25 protein-coding genes are annotated in these 20,528 nt (G+C 61.7%); 12 read left to right on the forward strand and 13 right to left on the reverse strand.

Features of this window, described 5'->3' with window-relative positions:
• Nucleotides 1-15: 15 nt before the first annotated feature.
• From aroC to N8A98_RS04140, 4 genes are read right to left on the reverse strand one after another with little or no spacing between them, the layout of a single operon-like run.
• The gene (aroC, locus tag N8A98_RS04125) at nt 16-1,131 is read right to left on the reverse strand and encodes a chorismate synthase (RefSeq protein ID WP_262169408.1); all 1,116 of its coding nucleotides are present in this window, start codon (nt 1,129-1,131) and stop codon (nt 16-18) included.
• A 48-nt stretch (nt 1,132-1,179) separates the two neighbouring features.
• On the reverse strand, nt 1,180-1,569 hold the full coding sequence (locus N8A98_RS04130; RefSeq protein WP_262169410.1) for a type II toxin-antitoxin system VapC family toxin: 390 nt from the start codon (nt 1,567-1,569) through the stop codon (nt 1,180-1,182).
• An 11-nt stretch (nt 1,570-1,580) separates the two neighbouring features.
• Nucleotides 1,581-1,859: an antitoxin gene (locus N8A98_RS04135; RefSeq protein ID WP_262169412.1), complete on the reverse strand. Its 279-nt coding sequence runs from the start codon at nt 1,857-1,859 to the stop codon at nt 1,581-1,583.
• A 60-nt stretch (nt 1,860-1,919) separates the two neighbouring features.
• Nucleotides 1,920-2,540, reverse strand: a complete 621-nt coding sequence (locus tag N8A98_RS04140) for a histidine phosphatase family protein (protein WP_262169414.1) — start codon at nt 2,538-2,540, stop codon at nt 1,920-1,922.
• 219 nt (nt 2,541-2,759) lie between these two features.
• Here N8A98_RS04140 and N8A98_RS04145 point away from each other — a divergent pair, with 219 nt between their 5' ends.
• On the forward strand, nt 2,760-4,175 hold the full coding sequence (locus N8A98_RS04145) for an FAD-binding oxidoreductase (RefSeq protein ID WP_262169416.1): 1,416 nt from the start codon (nt 2,760-2,762) through the stop codon (nt 4,173-4,175).
• A gap of 57 nt (nt 4,176-4,232) precedes the next feature.
• The gene (locus N8A98_RS04150; protein ID WP_262169419.1) at nt 4,233-4,808 is read left to right on the forward strand and encodes a hemerythrin domain-containing protein; all 576 of its coding nucleotides are present in this window, start codon (nt 4,233-4,235) and stop codon (nt 4,806-4,808) included.
• On the opposite strand, the gene N8A98_RS04155 is transcribed toward N8A98_RS04150, so the two are convergent.
• Entirely contained in the window at nt 4,805-5,530 is a 726-nt protein-coding gene (locus tag N8A98_RS04155) for an SOS response-associated peptidase (protein ID WP_262169422.1), read from the reverse strand. The two genes, N8A98_RS04150 and N8A98_RS04155, sit on opposite strands and share 4 nt — an antisense overlap.
• A 70-nt stretch (nt 5,531-5,600) precedes the next feature.
• Between N8A98_RS04155 and N8A98_RS04160 the strand changes: the two genes are divergently transcribed.
• From N8A98_RS04160 to N8A98_RS04170, 3 genes are all read left to right on the forward strand, one after another.
• On the forward strand, nt 5,601-5,999 hold the full coding sequence (locus N8A98_RS04160; protein ID WP_262169423.1) for an NUDIX hydrolase: 399 nt from the start codon (nt 5,601-5,603) through the stop codon (nt 5,997-5,999).
• A gap of 32 nt (nt 6,000-6,031) precedes the next feature.
• Complete coding sequence (locus N8A98_RS04165) at nt 6,032-6,403, forward strand: TIGR02301 family protein (protein WP_262169425.1); 372 nt, start codon at nt 6,032-6,034, stop codon at nt 6,401-6,403.
• A gap of 118 nt (nt 6,404-6,521) precedes the next feature.
• Entirely contained in the window at nt 6,522-6,800 is a 279-nt protein-coding gene (locus N8A98_RS04170; protein WP_052153269.1) for a hypothetical protein, read from the forward strand.
• Nucleotides 6,801-6,999: 199 nt separating this feature from the next.
• Here the strand turns inward: N8A98_RS04170 and arr are convergent, their stop codons facing one another.
• The 4 genes from arr to N8A98_RS04190 form a co-directional block, all read right to left on the reverse strand.
• Nucleotides 7,000-7,428 carry an NAD(+)--rifampin ADP-ribosyltransferase gene (gene arr / locus N8A98_RS04175; RefSeq protein WP_390888826.1) on the reverse strand — a complete coding sequence of 143 codons (429 nt, stop codon included), beginning with the start codon at nt 7,426-7,428 and terminating at the stop codon, nt 7,000-7,002.
• A 242-nt stretch (nt 7,429-7,670) separates the two neighbouring features.
• A complete protein-coding gene (locus tag N8A98_RS04180; protein ID WP_262169431.1) occupies nt 7,671-8,423 on the reverse strand; it encodes a hypothetical protein in 753 nt (250 codons plus the stop codon).
• Nucleotides 8,420-9,028 (reverse strand): hypothetical protein, encoded by a 609-nt coding sequence (locus tag N8A98_RS04185; RefSeq protein ID WP_262169432.1) that lies wholly within the window; start codon nt 9,026-9,028, stop codon nt 8,420-8,422. The genes N8A98_RS04180 and N8A98_RS04185 overlap by 4 nt, the downstream gene beginning before the upstream one ends.
• Before the next feature lie 234 nt (nt 9,029-9,262).
• A complete protein-coding gene (locus N8A98_RS04190) occupies nt 9,263-10,588 on the reverse strand; it encodes a dihydroorotase (protein ID WP_262169433.1) in 1,326 nt (441 codons plus the stop codon).
• 115 nt (nt 10,589-10,703) lie between these two features.
• Between N8A98_RS04190 and ygfZ the strand changes: the two genes are divergently transcribed.
• The 3 genes from ygfZ to N8A98_RS04205 all read left to right on the forward strand — a co-directional run bounded on the left by ygfZ (nt 10,704) and on the right by N8A98_RS04205 (nt 12,819).
• Entirely contained in the window at nt 10,704-11,522 is an 819-nt protein-coding gene (ygfZ, locus tag N8A98_RS04195; RefSeq protein WP_262169435.1) for a CAF17-like 4Fe-4S cluster assembly/insertion protein YgfZ, read from the forward strand.
• 67 nt (nt 11,523-11,589) lie between these two features.
• Nucleotides 11,590-12,192: an HD domain-containing protein gene (locus tag N8A98_RS04200; protein WP_262169436.1), complete on the forward strand. Its 603-nt coding sequence runs from the start codon at nt 11,590-11,592 to the stop codon at nt 12,190-12,192.
• A gap of 108 nt (nt 12,193-12,300) precedes the next feature.
• On the forward strand, nt 12,301-12,819 hold the full coding sequence (locus N8A98_RS04205; protein ID WP_262169437.1) for a hypothetical protein: 519 nt from the start codon (nt 12,301-12,303) through the stop codon (nt 12,817-12,819).
• Here N8A98_RS04205 and N8A98_RS04210 read toward each other — a convergent pair whose 3' ends face one another.
• From N8A98_RS04210 to N8A98_RS04220, 3 genes are all read right to left on the reverse strand, one after another.
• Nucleotides 12,820-13,896 carry a cell wall hydrolase gene (locus N8A98_RS04210; RefSeq protein ID WP_113121301.1) on the reverse strand — a complete coding sequence of 359 codons (1,077 nt, stop codon included), beginning with the start codon at nt 13,894-13,896 and terminating at the stop codon, nt 12,820-12,822. It lies immediately after the preceding gene.
• Nucleotides 13,897-14,075: 179 nt separating this feature from the next.
• Entirely contained in the window at nt 14,076-14,630 is a 555-nt protein-coding gene (locus N8A98_RS04215) for a hypothetical protein (RefSeq protein WP_262169439.1), read from the reverse strand.
• Between the two features lie 83 nt (nt 14,631-14,713).
• The gene (locus N8A98_RS04220; protein ID WP_262169441.1) at nt 14,714-16,999 is read right to left on the reverse strand and encodes a putative PEP-binding protein; all 2,286 of its coding nucleotides are present in this window, start codon (nt 16,997-16,999) and stop codon (nt 14,714-14,716) included.
• A gap of 100 nt (nt 17,000-17,099) precedes the next feature.
• Between N8A98_RS04220 and ispH the strand changes: the two genes are divergently transcribed.
• From ispH to rnhA, 3 genes are read left to right on the forward strand one after another with little or no spacing between them, the layout of a single operon-like run.
• Entirely contained in the window at nt 17,100-18,071 is a 972-nt protein-coding gene (gene ispH, locus N8A98_RS04225) for a 4-hydroxy-3-methylbut-2-enyl diphosphate reductase (protein ID WP_262169443.1), read from the forward strand.
• Nucleotides 18,068-18,589 carry a GNAT family N-acetyltransferase gene (locus N8A98_RS04230; RefSeq protein WP_262169445.1) on the forward strand — a complete coding sequence of 174 codons (522 nt, stop codon included), beginning with the start codon at nt 18,068-18,070 and terminating at the stop codon, nt 18,587-18,589. The genes ispH and N8A98_RS04230 overlap by 4 nt, the downstream gene beginning before the upstream one ends.
• Complete coding sequence (rnhA, locus tag N8A98_RS04235) at nt 18,586-19,053, forward strand: ribonuclease HI (protein ID WP_262169448.1); 468 nt, start codon at nt 18,586-18,588, stop codon at nt 19,051-19,053. Before N8A98_RS04230 ends, rnhA begins: the two co-directional genes overlap by 4 nt.
• On the opposite strand, the gene N8A98_RS04240 is transcribed toward rnhA, so the two are convergent.
• Entirely contained in the window at nt 19,054-20,046 is a 993-nt protein-coding gene (locus tag N8A98_RS04240; RefSeq protein ID WP_262169450.1) for a DUF808 domain-containing protein, read from the reverse strand. It lies immediately after the preceding gene.
• A 70-nt stretch (nt 20,047-20,116) separates the two neighbouring features.
• Here N8A98_RS04240 and N8A98_RS04245 point away from each other — a divergent pair, with 70 nt between their 5' ends.
• Nucleotides 20,117-20,452, forward strand: a complete 336-nt coding sequence (locus N8A98_RS04245) for a hypothetical protein (protein WP_262169453.1) — start codon at nt 20,117-20,119, stop codon at nt 20,450-20,452.
• The last annotated feature ends 76 nt before the right edge of the window (nt 20,453-20,528 follow it).

A 20,528-nucleotide genomic window follows, 5' to 3' on the forward strand; every position in this document is an offset into this window, starting at 1 on the left:
AGGTACTCGGAACTCTCAGTTCCGCTCAAATCCCACCGCACCCTCGCGCCCAGTCTGCCCCCTGTGCCGCAGATAATGATCGGCCAGCACCAGCGCCATCATCGCCTCACCCACCGGCACCGCGCGAATGCCCACACAGGGGTCATGCCGGCCCTTGGTGACAATATCGGTGTCCTCATTGCTCGTCGTCACCGTCTGGCGCGGCGTGATGATCGACGACGTCGGCTTCACCGCAAAGCGGCACACGATCGGATCGCCATTGGAAATGCCGCCCAGAATGCCGCCGGCATGGTTGGACAGGAAATAGGGCCGGTTCTCGCCGCCGCGCATTTGGTCGGCATTCTCGATGCCGGTCAGGCTTGCCGCCTCGAACCCGGCGCCAATTTCCACCGCCTTGACCGCATTGATGCTCATCATGGCAGACGCGAGATCTGCGCTGAGCTTGCCATAGATCGGCGCGCCCCAGCCGGCCGGCACATTCTCGGCCACCACTTCGATCACCGCACCCACCGAATTGCCTTCCTTGCGGATGCCATCGAGATAGTCGGCCCACATCGCGGCCGCCTTGGCATCGGCGCAGAAGAACGGGTTCTGGTCGACCTGATCCCAATCGAAATTGTTGTAGTCGATCTTGTGCGGCCCGATTTGCACCAGGCTCGCGCGAATGGAAATCCCTGCCAAAACCTGCCGTGCCACCGCCCCAGCCGCCACCCGCGCCGCCGTTTCGCGCGCCGAGGTGCGCCCGCCACCGCGATAGTCGCGAATGCCGTATTTCTGGTCATAGGTATAGTCGGCATGGCCGGGCCGGTACTTGTCGCGAATCTCGGCATAGTCCTTGGAGCGCTGGTCGGTATTTTCGATCATCAGCGAGATCGGCGTGCCGGTCGTGCGCGCCCCATCGGTGCGCTCGTCCTCGAACACGCCGGAGAGGATTTTTACCTCATCGGCCTCGCGGCGCTGCGTGGTATATTTCGATTGCCCCGGCTTGCGCCGGTCCAGATCGCGCTGGATCAGTTCCGGCGTCAGCACGATGCCCGGGGGGCACCCATCCACCACCACGCCAAGCGCCGGCCCATGGCTCTCGCCCCAAGTGGTGAAACGGAAGAGATGTCCGAAAGTATTGAACGACATGGCGCGGCCCCGTGGTTGAGGGCTTTCTAGGCAGGAGGGACCGTCAGGTCAATCAAGCCAGTTCTCGATCTTGAGATTGGGCACTCGGGAAAACTCGCCGACATTAGCGGTAACGAGCGTAAGATCGAGCGCAAGGGCATGGGCGGCGATAAGGGTGTCCAGTGGTCCTATCGGTGTGCCCGCTCGTTCGAGCGTCGTGCGCAAAGCGGCATAGATATCTACCGCTGAAGCGTCCAGGGCCAGGACGTCATAAAGGCTTGCCGCAGTCTCGATTTGGGCCGTCAGCCGCGGGGACCCGAGCTTTGCTGCGCCAAATCGCAGCTCCATAGCGACGATGACCGAGACACAAAGCTCACCCCGGCCGAAGAGGCGGAACCGGCGTGCTGCCGGTCCATCTGGATGACGCAGAACATGCGACACGACATTGGTGTCGAGCATGAACCGATGCATCACTTCAAAAGATCGACATCGTCTGCCGGCAGCAATCCCTCATCGACATCGGGCCAGTCAACATCGACCGGCTCCAGCTTGTCCAGGAATTCCGACCAGCTTTTTGGCACTTGGGGCGCTGCGGCATGGGGCGAAATGATAAGCCTGTCGCCATCGGTGGCGATATCCACTTCCGCTGCATCCAGCTCGAAACCTTCGGGCAGCACAAGAATCTGCGCGCCGTCAGCATTGCGGTCGATCTTTGCAATCGTGGATCGCGACGTTTTGATCTCGTTCACTTTCGCCTCCTCTGGAAGGATTGCCCCCAAAGATAGGCCCGATCCAGCGCGGCAACAAGCTTAGACGTCGCCCGCCCGCAGCAGCTCCATCTTGCCCGGCGTGAAGTGCATCACCGCATCCTGCGGCGGCGCCCAGTTGATGACTTCCACGATCGGGGCATGTTCGATCAGCACGCGCAAAGTGCGGGCAATGCCGCCATGGGCGACGACCACGGAGGGACCGGTCAGCACGGCAGCGAATTCCTCGAGCCGGGCTTCGACATCGCGATAATTCTCGCCATTCTCAGGCCGGAAATCCCAATAGGTCTCGTCGCGCTCGCCCGGCGCCACGGCCATATTGGCCGGCAATTGCTCGAACAATTCGCCTTCGAGCACGCCGAAGGAAATCTCCATCAGCCGCACGTCGTATTTGACCTCTGGCAGATGGATATCAAACCCCGCCCGAACCCGATCCATGGTGTCGCGCGTGCGATTGAGCGGGGAGGCATGCCATTCGAACGCCCTGGGATCAAGCGCGCGCGCCTTGAACAAAGCGGCCAGCGTCAGCCCGTTCTGGTTGGCCTGGCCCTTGCCCTTTTCGTTGAGCGGAATGTCCTTGCGCCCCTGATAGCGGCGTTCGGCGTTCCAGGGCGTTTCTCCATGCCGGATGAAGTAGATTTCCGGCCAGACCAAGGCTGTCATGTGCTTATTCCCGCGTTGCGCCAACGCGTCCTATCAAAGTGAACGGCAGTCACCGTAGCGGATTCCCCCGGTCACGCCACCGTCCAAATTGGAAAGCAGCCATGCCGCGCTTGCCTGCCCACCATCGAGGGGCCATTGTGGTGCTCACTTGCCGCAATGGTTGTCCCGACAAGGCAAGTTCGCGTCCCGGCCATTCGGCCGCCAAAGTCCGGTTGTTTCATGCCCCTTTCCGCCACCGATATCATTGCACAGCTCACCACTCTGGTCGACCCCGCCGCCGTTATCGGCGTGCCAGAACAGATGGGCAATTATCTCAACGAGCCTCGCAAGCGCTTCCACAAAAGCGCCGCCGCGATCGTGCTGCCCGCTTCGGTTGTCGAAGTGCAGGCCATTGTCCGCTGGGCCAATGAGCACGGCGTGGGCCTCATCCCCCAGGGCGGCAATACCGGGCTGGTTGGCGCACAAGTGCCGCTGCGGGGCGATGAAGTCATCATCAGTCTCACCCGCCTCGACACCATCCGCAGCGTCGATCCCACCGCCGGCACTATGACGGCAGAGGCGGGCGTCATCCTGGAAAACGCGCACAAGGCGGCCGAAGCGCAGGGCACGATTTTCCCGCTGTGGCTCGCCTCGCAGGGCTCGGCCCGCATTGGCGGCCTGCTCTCCTCCAATGCCGGTGGTGTCAACGTACTCACCTATGGCAATGCCCGTGAACTCACCATGGGCGTCGAAGCCGTGCTGGCCGATGGGCGGCTCTATCAGGGTCTCAATTCACTGAAAAAGGACAATACCGGCTACGATCTCAAGGACCTGCTGGTGGGCGCCGAGGGCACGCTGGGCATCATCACCGCGGCAACCCTCAAGCTCTTCCCCAAGCCGGAAGACTACGAGACCTGCATCGTCAATATTGCCGACCCCCAAGCCGCGCTGACCCTGTTCCAACTCCTGCGTGAGCGGCTGGGCGGGCGCCTCAACGCCTTCGAGATCGTGCCTTCGCTTGGCCTCGACATGCAATTGCGCCACGCTATGCTGGATCGTGATCCCACTGCCGGCCCCTCCCCCTGGTATGCGCTGATCGAAATTTCGCGCATGGCGGGCGGGCAGGCCGGGCTGTTGCAGGCCGCCATCGAGACCGCCTTCGAGCGCCAGCTGATCGACAATGCGGTGCTCGCCGAATCCCTATCCGACCGCACCCGCATGTGGGCCTTCCGCGAGCAGATGAGCGAAGTGCAATCCAAGGAAGGCGCCTCGATCAAGCATGACGTGTCGGTGCCCATCGCCGCCGTACCCCAGCTCATTGCCGAAGGCTCCGCGGCCGCCGAGCGCCTGTTCCCCGGCATCCGCCCGGTGCCGTTCGGCCATATGGGCGACGGCAATATCCACTTCAATTTCAGCCAGCCGGTCGGGGCCGACCCCAAGGCTTTTATGGCTTTGGCCGACGAGAAGCTGCACGAAGCGATCTACGAAATCGTGCTCAAGCTGGGCGGTTCGGTTTCGGCCGAGCATGGCATCGGCCAGCTCAAGATCGATCTGTTGCGCCAGGTTAAAGACCCCGTCGCGCTCGATATGATGCGGGCCATTAAGACCGCCCTCGATCCCAAGGGCATTCTCAATCCGGGCAAGATGCTGCCCTAACCAGCCACTTTTTAGTACCTACTTGCGAAATGGCACCTTAGGCGCCATTTCAGCGCCATGACCCAGATCCTGCCCCTTGCCGGCGTCGAATTCCTTGACGACGCCACCCGTCCGCCTCCGGTTGCGCTGGAAAACCTCACCGAGGAACAGCGCCAGCCGGGCCAGCACCTGCGGATGATCCACGATCATCTGCGCCACAATATGCGCACGCTCGGCAAGCTGATCGAGCGCGCCAGGGCCGGCAGCGTCACCGCCGCCGAAATCGAGGCTGAAACGTCCGAGCTGGCCATCGTCGCCAATTATCGCCGCTTCGGAAACCTCTGCGGCCAGCATTGCCAGATCGTCAACACCCACCATTCGATCGAGGATTATGCGATCTTCCCGGCTTTGGCCGAACAGGGCGAAGCCTTCCGCAAAATCGCCGATCGCCTGCGGGCCGAGCATGTCGTGGTGCATGAATTGCTCATCCGCCTGGTCGATGCGCTCAACGCCCTCGCCGGCGATCCCAATCCCGCCAATTTCGAGACCACGCTGACCATCTACCACGCGCTCGAACGCGTGCTGCTGTCCCATCTGGGCTATGAAGAAGACGCCATGGGCGACGCGCTGGGCTATTTCAGCATCGGGGTCTAAAACAAATCCAGCTGCCCGCCCGCCGCCTTCTTCCGCACCGGCGCCGGCCGCTCCACCGTGACCTCAGCAATCAGCCCCGGATCATCATCCCTCGCCGAATTGACCCGCGTCGACACCGGATGGAACTTGACCACCCCGTCCTCCAGTGGCAGCGCCAATTGATAGGCGGCCTTGGCGGTAACGCCCCGCACATCGAGCCATTGCTCGATCGCATCGCCTTCAAGAATAGCCGGCATACGGTCATGCACCGCGGAAAGCTGTCCATTGGCCGGCACGGTGATGGTGGCGACGCTGTCGATTTCCTCGCCCTCGGGCCCTACCCAGGTGGCATAGAGTCCCGCCAGCGCTATCGGCCGGTCATCGGCCAGGGTGATGTAATAGGGTTGCTTGGATTTATCGGGGTTGGTGTGCCATTCGTAATAGCCGCTGGCCGGAATGATGCAGCGGCCATGCTTGAGCGCGTCGCGAAAGGCCGGCTTTTCCGCCATGGTCTCGACCCGGGCATTGATCAGCAGCGGAAATTCGCGCGGATCCTTCACCCAGCGCGGCACCAGCCCCCAACGCGCAAAGTGTCCCTCGCGCCGGCCGGACTCCTCCCAGATGGCAATCACCGGCTGCGTCGGGGCAATATTATAGCGCGGCACCGACTCGACGTTGTTGAGCAGTTTGAACAGCTCCGCCATCTGTTCGGGCGGCAAGGTCGATGCATAGCGTCCGCACATGTGAGGGGCCTCCGGAATCGGTCGCCAAAGAGGTAGTCTGTGGAAACGCGAATCGCAAATGGACCCATCAGTGACCGAGACCCCGAACGCCGCCAGTGTTGCCCTGATCCGCGATGGCAAGGTGCTGCTGATCAAGCGCGCCTATGCGCCCTACCAGCATTTGTGGACCCTGCCCGGCGGCCGCATTGAGGCGGACGAAACCATCGAGCAATGCGCGACACGGGAAATCCGCGAGGAAGTGGGGCTTGCCGTGCGCAATCTCAAGCCGGTCATGGTGCAATTGCTGGGTCAGGGCGAGACCTTCCGGCTCGCCGTCTTCGCCAGCACCGATTTTTCCGGCGCCTTCTTTGCCTCCGACGAAATCAGCGATCACAAATGGGTGGCCCCGGGAGCCGTCGTCGCCTTCCGCACCACCAGCCGCCTCGATGACGTCCTCGCGAAGGCCTTCGCAGCGGTCGGGCAAAGCTGATACAAGCGCCGCGGACAAGGGCGACGGGACCTATGGCAAGACTGCTCAAAGCGATGATCGTGCTGCTGACGCTGGGTCTCTCCGCCCCGCCCGCCATGGCCATCGATCCGCTCTACCAGCGCGAAATGGAGCGCCTGGCCGAGATCATGGGCAGCCTTTATTTCCTGCAACCGCTGTGCAAGGCCGGCACTACCGATTGGCGCGCCCAGATGTCCGATCTGATCAGCCTTGACGAACCCGACGAAGACCGCCGCCAGCGCCTCGCCGGGGCCTTCAATGGCGGCTACACCGCCTATGCCCGCTTCCACCGCGCCTGCACGCCCGCCGCCCACGAAGCCCTGACGCGCCTGCTGACCGAGGCCGAACGCACCGCGCGGGACATCCATACGCGGTTTGCCGAATAGACCGTTGGTTAACGGGAGGTTAAACGGTTTACTAACTCGATAGCATTTCGCACCACCCGTTAACCTTCGGGTTACTTCTTACGCGATCTCACGCGTCCAGCGTGGTAACCCAAGGCCTATGACCACGACCAAGTCCATGTTTTCGCCGGCGTCCGGGCTGGGCCCCTTCGATCGCGAGCAGAGCGAGCGCCAACTTGCGCTCGAATATCTGGCCGAGGCCTGGAACCATGCCGAAGACGATGGCCTGGAAAGCGCGGCCCTGGCCCATGCCTCGCTGTTCGCGGCGCTCGCCACCTTCGTCAAACTCCACGGCGACGAAGCCACCGCGGACCTCATCGCCATGCTCCCCGACCGCATCCGTTCGGGCGAATACAATCTGGACCGCGTGCTGCAATAGCAGCCGGCCAAGTGCCGCCCCTCGGGCACCCGCAGCACCCCCACCCACCCACTCTCCCTCGGGCCTGACCCGAGGGCCTCTCCCAATCCGGCACAAGCTGTGAATGGCCCTCGGGTCAAGCCCGAGGGAGACGCTGTGGTTGGGGCAAGCAAGTGCGAACCAAACCTGCCCTCCCCGCAAAAGCGGAACACCACTGCCATCAATTGATGATTTCGCCCCGCTTGTCGGGGGGCACTGCAATCAGTCGTTCCCGCCACATCTGCAATGCTTCGGGCGTCAATCTGGTCCACTCCGTGATTTCGCGAATGACCTTGAGCGGTGCGCTGCTGCGATATGACCGGGTGGGATTGCCGGGAAATTTCTTGTCGGTCACATTCGGGTCGTTCTCGAATGCCCCGGTCGGCTCCACCGCATAAACACGCGGCACCGCCCCGCCCCCGGCCAGTTCCGCCGCGATTTCGGCAGCCAGCCCAGCCCCGTCCACACGGGCGGTAAAGTAGATGTGGTTCATCACCACTTCAGGACGATAGTTCGACCGATACCCCGCCTTGAGCAAATCCCCCACGCGCAAATCCGCGATCGTACCGTGAAAAAACGGTCCCGCGTCCAACACTTCGGCCATCGTCATCGTCCTTATAATGTGTGTCTGTTTGTAGCCGGCGACCCAAGCGGCGCCAACAAACTCACGCTCCTCACCACCGGGTTCCCGCGAAAGCCTCACTTGTTGATCTGAGGTAAATGTTCATCTTGAGGTTGGGGGCGGAAGGCCACTTCGGGCAACTGAGATGGGTAAGCGGACGATTGATTAGTCGATGCGCGCTGTCGCGATGTAATCCAACTCGACCACTCGCGAATATCCGTAGCGAAAGGTCAACGCAGCGACAACACTATGTTGTCTACCAAGTCTGAAATTGTATCGTTCGCTTGATGTTGGCCGATAACAACGGAGGAGGGGTGAGCGGCAGCGTTCCTGCGCTTCAATTTTTCAAAGAGAATCTCTGCCTGATTTTTGTCAATTAACCCTGCCGTTTGACAGCACTCAACTACCGTACGCTCTGTGAGTGCAACCAAATCCTTCTGAGTGCCGATCGCGACTGCCTTACCCTGTAGCTTGCGCTTAATGCCGTCGTTCAAGGCGGCAAGCCGTTCGTCAGTCGAAGTGGCCCATCTGGTGAGGTGATCGTACGCGAGGTTCCAAGCCATTACTGTCGTCGCCCGAAACGCACCGGCCTTGTAACAGGCAAGCGTCTCAGAAAGAAAAGCTCGTTCGGTCAAGTCTGGTACTTTGGACGGAAGGTCGGCGAGCGATTTAGCGACGGCCACTTGAACGGCGTCACCAGCGAGCCGCCGGTCGAGTTCACGCCGGAGATTCCCCGCTAGCCGGTACAGCCCTTTCTCCCGAACCAGTTGTGGCGGCTTCTTTGCAGCTAACCGCGGGAGATAGACGCTCATATCTGGCGGATCGATACCAGCTGCGCGAAAACACTCGCGGAGATAGTTGGCATCCACCCCCATCTTCTGCTGCCTAACCTCGACGAACCATGTCAGCATCAGAAGTTGGTCGACTGCGCTCTTTTTATAGAAGCCGATAGTATGTGAGGCGAAATCAGCGACTGACATCATCCACCAGAGGCGAGTTTCTTGACCTTCGCAAGCCCGAGGTGATTGATGGCATATTCCCCTCGGTTGCCACTCGCCATCAGTTTTTGGCTTTTCAAGTAGCGCAGGACCGAACCAAAGTCCTCGATCCCGGCAGGCCATTCCAAGGTCCGGTAGCCGGTGTAGATGTGAGCTGTCGTAACGGCTGATGTGTCCCGGTGCTCCTTGAACCACGCAGCGATCACTAGATAACGGTCAACGTCACTATCGATTGCATTATGAATATCCGCGAACGATTTGAGCGACACATCAGCGTCAAAGTCCAAATCAAGGACTTCAGGAGTTGTTGGCTTACGGGAGGCCTTTGGCTTATTTCGTTGCGGCTTGTCCACCTCGACCAGGTCGTCATCCGCGTACTCTTCCACCAACGAACCATCAGTCCCATCGCTAACGAGCATCTGCTCAACCGGCGCTGCGGTTAGCCGCTGTTGAATGATTGTGGTAGAGGGTTTGACCGCGCTTTGAATGGCCGAAAATATTTGTGTCAGATCGCTCTCTGCGCCCTCAGCTTCCAACAACATGAAGCGAACCTTTGTCGTTCCGCCCCGAGAACTCGGCTGTTTAGACATGCGACGACCCCCGTTAACCTTAGTGAACAGTAAGTGAACACACGTCCTGGGGCAAGGATACTCGCAGGAAATTCCACAACCAGTCTTGGTAGTTCCACGCCCTAAGGCCATGGCTCCAAAGCAAAAGTATTCGCTTGAACCGCTGGCGCTTGCTCAATGGCAGTTTCGGGAAGTACTATTCAAGTGCGAATGGCCGCCGTCGGGTCGTTTGCAGCCAAACCATCCTACGAGCCCCTACCCCAACGCCTCCAGAAACCGCATCGGCTGCCCTGTCGACGCCGTCACCAATTCCCCCTGCCACATCACCGTCTTGCCGCGCACGATCGTGCCCACGGGCCAACCCGTTACCGTCACGCCATCATAGGGCGTCCACCCCGCGCGACTCTTCACCCATTCATTGGTGATGGTCTCGCGGCGCTTGAGATCGACAATGGTCAGGTCGGCATCATAGCCCACCGCGATCCGGCCCTTATTGGCGATGCCGAACAGCCGGTTGGGCCCATGGCTGGTCATATCCACAAACCGCGCCAGGCTCAGCTTTCCGGCATTTACGTGATCGAGCATGGTCGGCACCAGCGTCTGCACGCCCGTCATGCCGGAATGGGAATCGGGATAGGCGTGGTCCTTTTCCTCGCGCGTGTGCGGGGCGTGGTCGGAGCCCAGAATGTCGGCGACGCCGTTCTGCACCCCGCCCCAGATTGCCTCGCGATGCGCCTTGTCGCGCACCGGCGGGTTCATCTGGGCATAGGTGTCCAGCCGAGTGTAAGCCGTCTCGTCCAGCGTCAGATGGTGCGGCGTGACCTCAACGCTGGCCACGTCCTTGTGGTCGGCCAGATAGGCGATCTCTTCGCCGGTCGAGATATGCAGCACATGGATGCGCTTGCCCGTCTTGCGGGCCAGGCCCACCAGACGCTTGGTGGAATTGAGCGCCACTTCGGGCGAGCGCCAGACCGGGTGGCTGGAGGGATCGCCCGGCACGCGCAGATGCTTGCGCTGCTCGAGCATATATTCGTCTTCGGAGTGGAAGGCCGCGCGGCGGGAAATCGCGCGCAGAATGGCTTCGACGCCATCATCGTCGGCCACGAGGAGCGAGCCGGTCGAGGAGCCCATGAACACTTTGACGCCGGCGCAGCCGGGCAGCTTTTCGAGTTCCGCCAATTGGCCGACATTTTCATGGGTGCCCCCGATATAGAAGGCGAAGTCGCAATGCATGCGATTGGTGCCGGCGGCGATCTTGGCCTCAAAGGTTTCCCGGCTGGTGGTCAGCGGGTTGGTATTGGGCATTTCGAACACCCCGGTCACCCCGCCCATCACCGCCGAGAGGGAGCCTGATTCAAGGTCTTCCTTATGGGTCAGGCCGGGTTCGCGGAAATGCACCTGCGTATCGATGACGCCGGGCAGGATATGCAGCCCCTTGCAATCCACCACCGCATCGGCCGTATCGCGCGCCAGCGCCCCCAGAGCCGCGATCCGCCCGCCGCTGACGCCGATGTCGGATTGCCCCTCACCGTCATGGTTGACCAGCGTAGCGTTCTTGAAAATCGTGTCGTAGTGCGCCATGTCTGTGGTCCCGCCGATGGTTGATTGCGTCTGGTTCTAAAAGGTCGCGGCCTTGCCTGTCCATCCCATCACCGGGTCATTCCCGCCCAAGCGGGACCTCTGTTCGGAGCGTCCGATGACCATTCTTTTGCGTGCCGACCGTGCCGTTTTCCGCTTTTCGGGGCCGGATGCGCATAAACTGGTCAATGACGTGGTCACCGGTCACATTCCGCACGAGCCGGGCGTCGCCGCCTGGTGGGCGCTGCTCTCCGCGCAGGGCAAGGTTTTGGCCGAGGGACTGGCCGGTTGGGCCGACGACGCGCTCTGGCTCGACGTGCATCTGTCCGTGGCCGACGATTTCTTCAAGCGCATGAAAATGTATCGCCTGCGCGCCCAGGTGGTGATCGACGATCTGCGGGAAAGCCACCGCGTCGGCTTTTCCGATGCGCCCGCGCCCGAGTTGATCTCCCACCGGGATGGGACCGAATTGGGTTGGCGCATTATCGCCCCCGTCGAAGCGACGGCTGGGTGGGCGGCCGATGACCGGGCCTACCACGCCGCCCGCATTGCCCGCGGCATTCCCCAGCTTGGTCCCGATTTCCCCGGCATGGATGCCTTCGCTCATGATCTGGGCATGGATATTCTAGACGGCATCGATTTCGTCAAAGGCTGCTATGTCGGCCAGGAAGTGGTCTCCCGCATGAAACATCGCGGCACCGCGCGGCGGCGGCCGGTGATTGTTTCGGGCATCGACGCCGCGGCCGGCACGCCCGTCATGGCCGGCACGCGTGAGGCAGGCAGCATTGGCGCGGTGGTCGATGGCAAGGCTGTCGCCATTTTGCGGCTTGACCGCATTACCGATCCGGCTGCGGTCACGGTCGATGGTAAACCGGTTTCGGTCAGCCTGCCGGGCTGGGCCACCTATCAGTTCGGCGAGACTGTCGCAGATGAGTAGCCATTGTTGGCGAATCGAAGCGTCAGGGTTAACAGTCAGGTAACTCATTCCTGGTTTTCGGGGCATCATGGCACGCGCTAGTGGACGCGCCTGGCAACGCATGTTGTCGGGTCGCCGGCTCGATATTCTCGATCCCTCGCCGATGGATGTCGAGCTCTCCGACATCGCGCATGGCCTTGCCCGTGTGGCCCGCTGGAACGGCCAAACGCTGGGCGATTATCCGTTTTCGGTCGCCCAACATTCAGTGCTGGTGCTCGAACTCTTCCGCGCCCACAATCCCGATTGCGAGGGCGTCGCCCAGCTCCAGGCTCTGCTGCATGACGCCCCTGAATATGTCATGGGCGACATCATCTCGCCCTTCAAGGCGGCCATGGGCGGCAATTACAAAGACGTCGAAAACCGTTTGCTGTCAGCGATTTACCTGCGCTTCTCGCTGCCCTCTGCGCAGACCGGCGCACTCGCCAAGCTGATCAAGAAAGCCGACCGCGAAGCCGCGTTTTTCGAGGCCATCCACCTGGCCGGCTTCGAAGACACAGAGGCGCGAAAACTCTTCGGCGAACCCAGCATGCCCGCCTTCGATGTCGAGGCCTTCGATCGCCTGATCCGGCCCTGGCCGACCCGCGAAGCCCATGACCGCTTCGTCGACGCCTTCGAGGCTATCACCCTCTGATCCGTGGATATTAACCCTAACAAAGGATGAATTTTGCCACGCGCCGTCCGCCGTGGTTACTGAAGCGTTAACAGAACTCTGCCGACGCTTCATTTCGGGACGGAAATCATGGATCTGCCAGATCGTCATATGCTGTTGGGCATGGCCCTCGGCGCCGTCTGCGCCACTGTTCTGGCAGCAATCGGGCCGGGCTTCGTGGTCAAGGCATTCGGGGATGAGTTTGCGGCGCCGGGATTTGATCCCTCCCAACTCGTCAAGTTCGAAGGCACTAACTATCTGGTAGAGAACGAGGATTGGGTTTCGACCACGCCGCTGTCGAGCACGCGGGTCAAAAAGATCGAGATGGGCAAAGTGTCCTATGTGGACATCACCACCACCGCGACCGGCACCTATTCAACCGATGCGATGTTTTCCAACCACATCCAGTATCCCGGCATTTCGGTCGAGCGCGCGCCTTGGCCGCATAACCGAAACCGCAACCATTTCTCGTTCTGGAGCAATGGCAGCTGGTCCTCGTTCAACAGCAAACCCGGCAATTCCTGGTTTTATCTCAACACCGGCGCCGTGACGCTGAGCCAGCTGGGCGACGTCGTCTGCGTCGCCACAGCCTCGGTTCGCGTCTGCTGATCAGCCAAACATCCAGCCGTTCTTGAACTTGTAGAAGACGTGCAGCCCGATCTGGGTCACCTTCTGCATGCGCGGCGCCCAGGCGGGGCGCACATAGGTGGCGTGGTAGTGGGTCGCGTCGCCCACCTCGGTCAGATAAAGCTCGCCATCGGTGAAGCGCTTGGCAATATCCTCAGCCTGCGCCCAGGATTTCTGGTCGTTGACGACCTCGGGAATGCCGTCGCACGCAAACGAGAACTGGCAGGAATTGCGCCGGTGCTGGTTCTGGAACACCACGCCGCAGATCGTATTGGGATAGCGATGATCCCTAACGCGGTTGAGCACGACCTGAGCCACCGCGACCTGCCCACGATAGGCCTCGCCGCGCGCCTCAAAATAGATCGCGGTGGCCAGGCACCAGAGTTCCTTGGTGGACGCCTGCATGACAGCGCCTTCCGAGAAACCGCCGGTAACCGGCGCATTGGCGCGGGCATAAGCCAGTTGTTCGGAGGCAACGGCGGGAATGGGATCGCCCGGCGGCAGCGCCGCCATGGGGCCACCGGCATTGGGGGCGATGCCGGCAATGGCGTCGAGCGCCGCTGCGGCATTAGGATTGATCATCGCCACGGACATGCGCGGCCCCTCTTCCACATCGCCCGTACCCTGGCCGGTGACGGCCGCGAGGCGGGACTGGCCCAGATCGGTCGGGTCCGGGGGCGGGGAGCGAAGCGCAGCAAGGCGGGTGCGCACTTCCTCGAAACTGCGCGAAATGGCGAGCGCATCGACCTTCGGCCTGACCCGGTCGGTCTTTTCGGCACGGTTGGGGCCGGTGAAGCTGGCAGTTTGAAAGAGGTGATCGACCGAGCCGGTAATGACTGCATCGGTCCCGGTAAAGGACAGGCTGGCTTCGGCAATCTTGACACCGGGCAGGCCCAGATCACCAAGGGGATCAGCAGCCGGGCCGAAGGCCCCGCCGGTCAGGCCGGCATAGCTTAGGGTGCAAAACACCCCCACCGCCATCAGCTTGGCAAAGGGATGCCCCCGACGAACCGCTCTAGCCGGGCGCAAACGCGCCGCGGTCCGGTGTGGACTGGCCATCAAAACACTACTCAACGCTACGCAACAAAACTACTGATCGGCGAAAGTGACGCTAAAATGCCGACAGAAGAAGTTATCGCTTATTAGGGTTAGCAGCGCGTAAACGAGCAATCCGGCACGCAAAAGGACTCAACATGGCCGTTATCCGGCCGAAATGTGAAGGCTGATTTGTCGCAGGACTAGTTGCAGGCGGCCCGAACCGGGGCGACTTGCTCGATAAATCCATCCACCCGGAACCGCACCGACAGCGATCGGGAATTGGCCGGGGTTACCCGCGCCGTCAAATTGGTCGTGCCCACGAGGCCATCGAGAAACGCCTCGGCATCCCGGCTATTGTTGATGAGCACGGCGGTATTGTCGGCATTGACCGGCAAGGTACGGCTGCGGGCGGCCTGCACATCATATTGCAGCGTCAGGCCGGCATCATTGCCCAAGGCTGACAGGTTGTTGCCCGCAAAAGCAAAGGCGACGCTGAGCAGGCCCGCATCACAGGAGACGGTCATGATGGCCGGAGCGCGGCCGCTGGGACGCGCCGGGATCAATTGCTCGGATTCCAAGGAAACGCTGACGTCTTGCCCGCTGGTCGTGGCGGCACGGAATATTCCGTCATAGCAGATCAGGCGTTCGACATCGCCCGCAATAGCAGCGCATTGCTCGCCGCTGGTTTGCGCGAAGGCTTGTGGCGAAGTTGCGAAAAACAGCGGCAGCAGTGCCAAAACCGGCAAGAATTTCACTTGGTCTTTGTTCCCGTCCCAAACTGACCGGTCGATTGGCGCCGGTCTTCATTGCCCCTTATATGGGGAGTGTCGGGCACTATTTAAGCAGAAGTCTGCGCCAGCGTCAGCCGTGCCACCGGCACACGATAGGGTGAGCAACTGACATAGTCGACGCCGAGCCCCGCAAAGAACTTGAGCGAGGCTGGATCGCCCGCATGTTCGCCGCAAATGCCGATCTTGAGATGGGGATTGGCCGCCCTGCCCCGCTCGATGGCAATGGAGATCATTTCACCCACGCCCTTTTCGTCGATGGTGACAAAGGGGTCGCGCTCATAAATGCCCTTGCGCTGATAGGCGGCGAGGAAAGTGGGGGCGTCGTCGCGGGAAATGCCGAACGTGGTCTGGGTCAGATCGTTGGTGCCGAAGGAGATGAAGTCCACCATATTGGCGATATCTCCGGCGCGCAGGCAGGCGCGCGGCAACTCGATCATGGTGCCGAAGGAAAATTTCACGCGCTCCGAGCGCAGCAGGCCCGAATTGGCAGCAATGGCATGGGCCCGCTCGCGCACCCAGGCGACTTCGCTGGCGGTCGATACGAAGGGCACCATGACCTCGACGGCCACCGGCTCGCTTTGCTTCTCGCTGGCCGCCCGCACGCCGGCCATGATGGCCTGCATCTGCATTTGCAGGATTTCAGGATAGGTGATGGCCAGCCGTACGCCGCGATGGCCCAGCATGGGATTGATCTCGGCGATCCGCTCGAGCCGCAGGCGCAGCGCGCGCACGGCAAGGCCAAGCGAAGCGGCGGTTTCCTCGATATCCTCGTCGCTGCGCGGCAGGAATTCGTGCAAGGGCGGATCGAACAGCCGCACGGTGACCGGTAGCCCCTTCATGGCGGAGAACAGAGCCGAATAGTCGCCGGTCTGGAAATCCACCAAGCCATTGACGGCGCGGCTGCGGTCTTCCTCGTCTTCGGAAAGGATCATGCGGCGTAGCGCCACCATGCGTTCGGGCGAAAAGAACATATGTTCCGACCGCGCCAGGCCAATGCCTTCGGCACCGAAGCTGAGCGCCGTATTGGCCGATTCCACGGTTTCCACATTGGTGCGCACGGCAATGGTGCGGCTGGCATCGGACCAGCCCAGCAGCGTGCCGATGGCCCCGCCAATATGGGGCTGCGCCAGCGACAGGGTGCCCAGGTAAACCGAGCCGTCACTGCCATCGATGGTCAGCCGGTCGCCGCTGCGGAATTCGCGATCGCCAATGCGGCACACCATTTCGGCGGCATCGACAGAGAGCGTGCGCACACCAGCGACACAGGGTTTGCCGGTGATGCGGGCGATAACGCCGGCATGACTGGACATACCGCCACGGGCCGTCAGAATGCCGGTCGCCGCCTTCATGCCCTCGATATCGGCCGGGCCGGTCTCGTTGACGACCAGAATGCAGTGTTTGCCGCGCGCCCGCAGCCGCGCCGCGTCTTCGGGGTTGAACACGATAATGCCGCTGGCGGCGCCCGGCGATACGCCCAAGCCCGTCGCGATCGGCGTCGCGCCCTCGGTCGAGCGGATGCGCGGATGCAGCAATTGGGCCAGGCGCGTCGGATCGACGCGGGAGACGGCATTTTGCGCCGACCAGACCTTGCGATTGACGCGGTCGACCGCGGCTTCCAGATCCGCGGCTGCGGTTACCTGCATGGGCCGGGCGGAAACGAAGGTCACCTGACCGCGCTTGATGGCAACCGAACACACCATGTGCCGCCCGGCCTTGGCATCGAGCAGTGCTACCAGCGGCTCGATTGTGTCGGGCAGGCGCGGCAACGGGCCGCCATTGATGGGCGATGCTCCGAGTGCGCCTGTCACGGCATTGCGGGTCAGGAATTGCTCGATCTCGCCATCGGCCAGCGCCTGCACCAGCACGATCTGCTTGCCGCGGTCATCGTCCTGGCGGGGGCTGGTCCAGCCCTGGCCGAAGCCATAGCTGTCAAAGGCATTCTTGATCGCCCTGGCCAGCGGTCGGGCCGGATCGACCGAATCCTCGGGATTGGCGGGGGCAGAAATGCCCAGCTTGGCCGGCATCAGCCCACCATTATGCGTGGCGGCCGAAGTGCGGACCACGAGGACCGGCGGATTGCCATCCTTGTCCACCAGCTTGAACAGGCATGCGATCCAGTGGGTGCGCAGCTTGACGTCCCGCCGCGCCCGCTCGGATTGCAGGGCATCCCAGGCGGCGCGGGTGATGCAGATGGTGGGCACGGTTGGAAAGCCGGCTTCGCCGACGCGAAAAATCCAGCGCGATTTGCCGCTCAGCAGCTTGAGCTGGCTGGCCGACAGGTTCGCCTTCCCCATGGCCGGGGCGATCGCGAACATTTCCTGGGCCAAACTCACCGTTAAGTCCTTGCCATATTTACGGGTGCATAATGCCTATGACCCAGACCGGCTGCAACAAGACTTGACTTGGCGCAGCGCCGAAAGCATCTGATCTCATATGGAAAAGCGGCCACAACTAGACATTCTGCTCTGCGCCCCCCGCGGATTTTGTGCGGGCGTCGATCGCGCCATCCAAATCGTGGAGCTGGCGCTCGAAAAATACGGCGCTCCCGTCTATGTGCGCCACGCCATCGTGCACAACAAATATGTGGTGGATGGGCTGCGCGATAAGGGCGCGATCTTTGTCGAAGAACTCGACGAAATCCCCGATACCGGCGCCCCGGTGGTGTTCTCGGCCCATGGCGTACCCAAAAGCGTGCCGGCCGATGCCCGGACACGCAATATGTTCTTTCTCGACGCGACGTGCCCGCTGGTTTCCAAAGTACATGTGGAAGCCCAGCGGCATTTCGCCGAGGGCCACGAAATCGTGCTGATCGGCCATAAGGGCCATCCTGAAGTGGTGGGCACGATGGGGCAATTGCCCGTGGGCGCGATCACGCTGATCGAAACCATCGATGACGCGAACCGCTTCGAGCCGCGCGATCCGCAAACGCTGGCCTTTGTGACGCAGACCACGCTCTCGGTTGATGACACCCGCGAGATCGTCGCCGCCCTCAAGCAGCGCTTCCCCGCCATTAATGGCCCGCACAAGGAAGACATCTGCTACGCCACCACCAACCGGCAGGAGGCCATCAAGGCCGTGGCGCCGGAAGTGGACGCGATGATCGTGGTGGGCTCGCCCAATTCCTCCAATTCGCTACGCCTGGTCGAAGTGGCCGAGCGTGCCGGCTGCAAGATCGCCATGCTGGTTGATCGTGCCGCCGATATCGATTGGGCGCGGTTCGAAGGTATCAAATCGCTGGGTGTCTCGGCGGGGGCCTCGGCGCCCGAAAAGCTGGTGGATGAGGTGATCGAGGCCTTTGCACAGCGCTATGACATCAAAGTCGAAGCGCGCGTCACCGCCAAGGAAAACATCGCCTTCAACATCCCGCGCGAACTGCGCACGATTGAAGCTGCGGTTGCGCGGTGAGCGATCGCGTCATCCTTGAGACCGAGCGCTTGCGCATCGTGCCGTGGCGGGCCGATCAGGTCGATGAGCTGTTCAGCCTGCATTCCGACCCGCTGGTGGCACGGTTTTACGACATTGCGGGCGCGGCATGGTCGATGGAGAAGTGCCGCGAGCGCATTGATGGCTGGATTGCGGATTTCGAACAGCATGGCCTGGGCAAGCACCGTCTCGAAAGCCGAGCCGATGGCCGGTTGCTAGGCCGTGCCGGGTTCAGCCTCCATGCTCGGACGGGTGAGCCAGAGCTGGGCTATGGGCTGTTTTCGCAGGCGTGGGGCAAAGGCTATGCCACCGAAATAGCCATTGGCCTGCGCGACTGGTTCTTTGCCACGCGGCCCGAGGACTATTTCATCGCCTTCGCGCATCGCGACAATACGGCGTCTCGCCGTGTCCTCGAAAAGATCGGCATGCAGCCGACCTATGCCGCGATGTTTGCCGATATGCCCCATCAATTCTACGATTTGAAACGGCCTGCCCCATGACCGACACCGTGATCATCCATACCGACGGCGCTTGTTCGGGTAATCCGGGGCCCGGCGGCTGGGGCGCTATTCTGCAATATGGCGACAAGACCAAGGAATTGAGTGGCGGCGAGCAGCTGACCACCAATAACAAGATGGAGCTGACCGCAGCTATCGAGGCGCTGAACGCGCTCAAACGGCCCTGCATTGTCGAGCTGCATACCGATAGCCAATATGTCAAAAATGGCGTGCAGAGCTGGATGCATGGCTGGAAGAAGAATGGCTGGAAGACGGCCGACAAGAAGCCGGTGAAAAATCTCGAACTCTGGCAGGCGCTGGACGAAGCCACCAAGCGCCACACGATTTCCTGGCACTGGGTCAAGGGTCACAATGGCCACGACCTGAACGAGCGCGCCGATCAACTGGCCAATGAAGGCATGGCGCCGTTCAAGCGCGGCGGCGCGCCGTCGCGGTCCAATCTGTGATCAGTGGCTCGCGGCGCTCTTGTCGCCGAACAGACTGCGGATCGCCTTCCAGGCCGGCATGATGGCGTAACCCGCAATCGGGATCAGCGCTGCTCCCAGGGCCAGACCAGCAATGCCGTCGACCAAAGCCGTCATGAACCAGGCAACGAAACCGCCAATGGCGGGCAAGGCATGCTGGCCCCAGTCCGCCGCGGCCTCGACCACATGTTCGGGGGCGGAGAGGCCAAAGCTCACCAACCCATGAATGACGATGCCGCCGCCGACCCAGATCATGGCGGCCGTGCCGACCACACCCAGGATCTGCATGAAGACCGGCATGCCGGTGACGAGGCCTCGGCCAAAGGCGCGGCCACCGCCGGTCCGACCGTTCTTTGCCAGCCACAACCCCACATCGTCGGCCTTCACGATCAGCGCCACGCCGCCATAGACGACGACGGTAATGCCGATGCCGACGACCGCCAGAATGATGGCTTCATTGATGATATTGCCGGTCTCGATGGCGGCCAGGGCAATGGTCATGATCTCGGCAGAGAGGATGAAATCGGTCTGGATTGCCCCCGCGATCTTGGATTCCTCAAGCGCGGTCGCATTGGGTGGCGCGGCCTCCACCTGTGCTTCGTGGCCATGGGCCGCATGCGGGAACAGCGCCTGCAGCACTTTTTCGGCACCCTCATAGCAAAGATAGGCGCCGCCGATCATCAGCAATGGCGTGATCAGCCAGGGCACGAAGGCGCTGAGCAGGAGAGCTGCGGGGAGCAGGAAAATCAGCTTGTTCTTGATCGAACCCAGCGCAATCTTGCCGACGATGGGCAATTCGCGGTCGGCGGTGAAGCCATCGACATAGCGCGGGGTCACCGCCGCATCGTCGATCACCGCGCCTGCAGCCTTGACGCCGGCCTTGGCCGCCTGCCCCGCAACATCGTCCAATGAGGCTGCGGCGACCTTGACCAGGCCAGCTACGTCATCGAGCAGAGCGAGCAAACCGACACTCATTGGCATATTTCCTTTTGCAGCGGCGCCGGTTTAATTTGGCGTTGATGCCAACCGAGCGCAATATCATCCCATGAGCAAACGATTTTTGATCAGTTCGGCATTGGCCATGGCGCTAACGAGCCCCGCTTTCGCCCAGTTCCCGCCGCCCGGCGTTTATCTCTGCGTCGACATGCAAGGCGCCGCCTTCGGCACGCTGAGCCTTGCGCCCGCGGGCGACTACGATTTCCGTTCCAGCACCGCCATTGGCGGCACAGGCCAAATGGCGTCGTCGGGCAATAGCGTCAATGCGATCAGCGGCCCATTGGCCGATATCGGGCTCACGGGCAGCTTCAGCACCGAGGGCGGCAGGACCTCGTTCATGTTCAGCACAAACATGGGCAGCGTTTTGTGCGCCACGCCGGCCTAAGGTAGTTTGCTCGATCTACGCACGCCGTCATTACCCGGCTCGTCCGGGTAATCCAGCGGTGCTGCAACATCCCATG

This window comes from Devosia neptuniae (assembly GCF_025452235.1).
Taxonomy (GTDB): Bacteria; Pseudomonadota; Alphaproteobacteria; order Rhizobiales; family Devosiaceae; genus Devosia.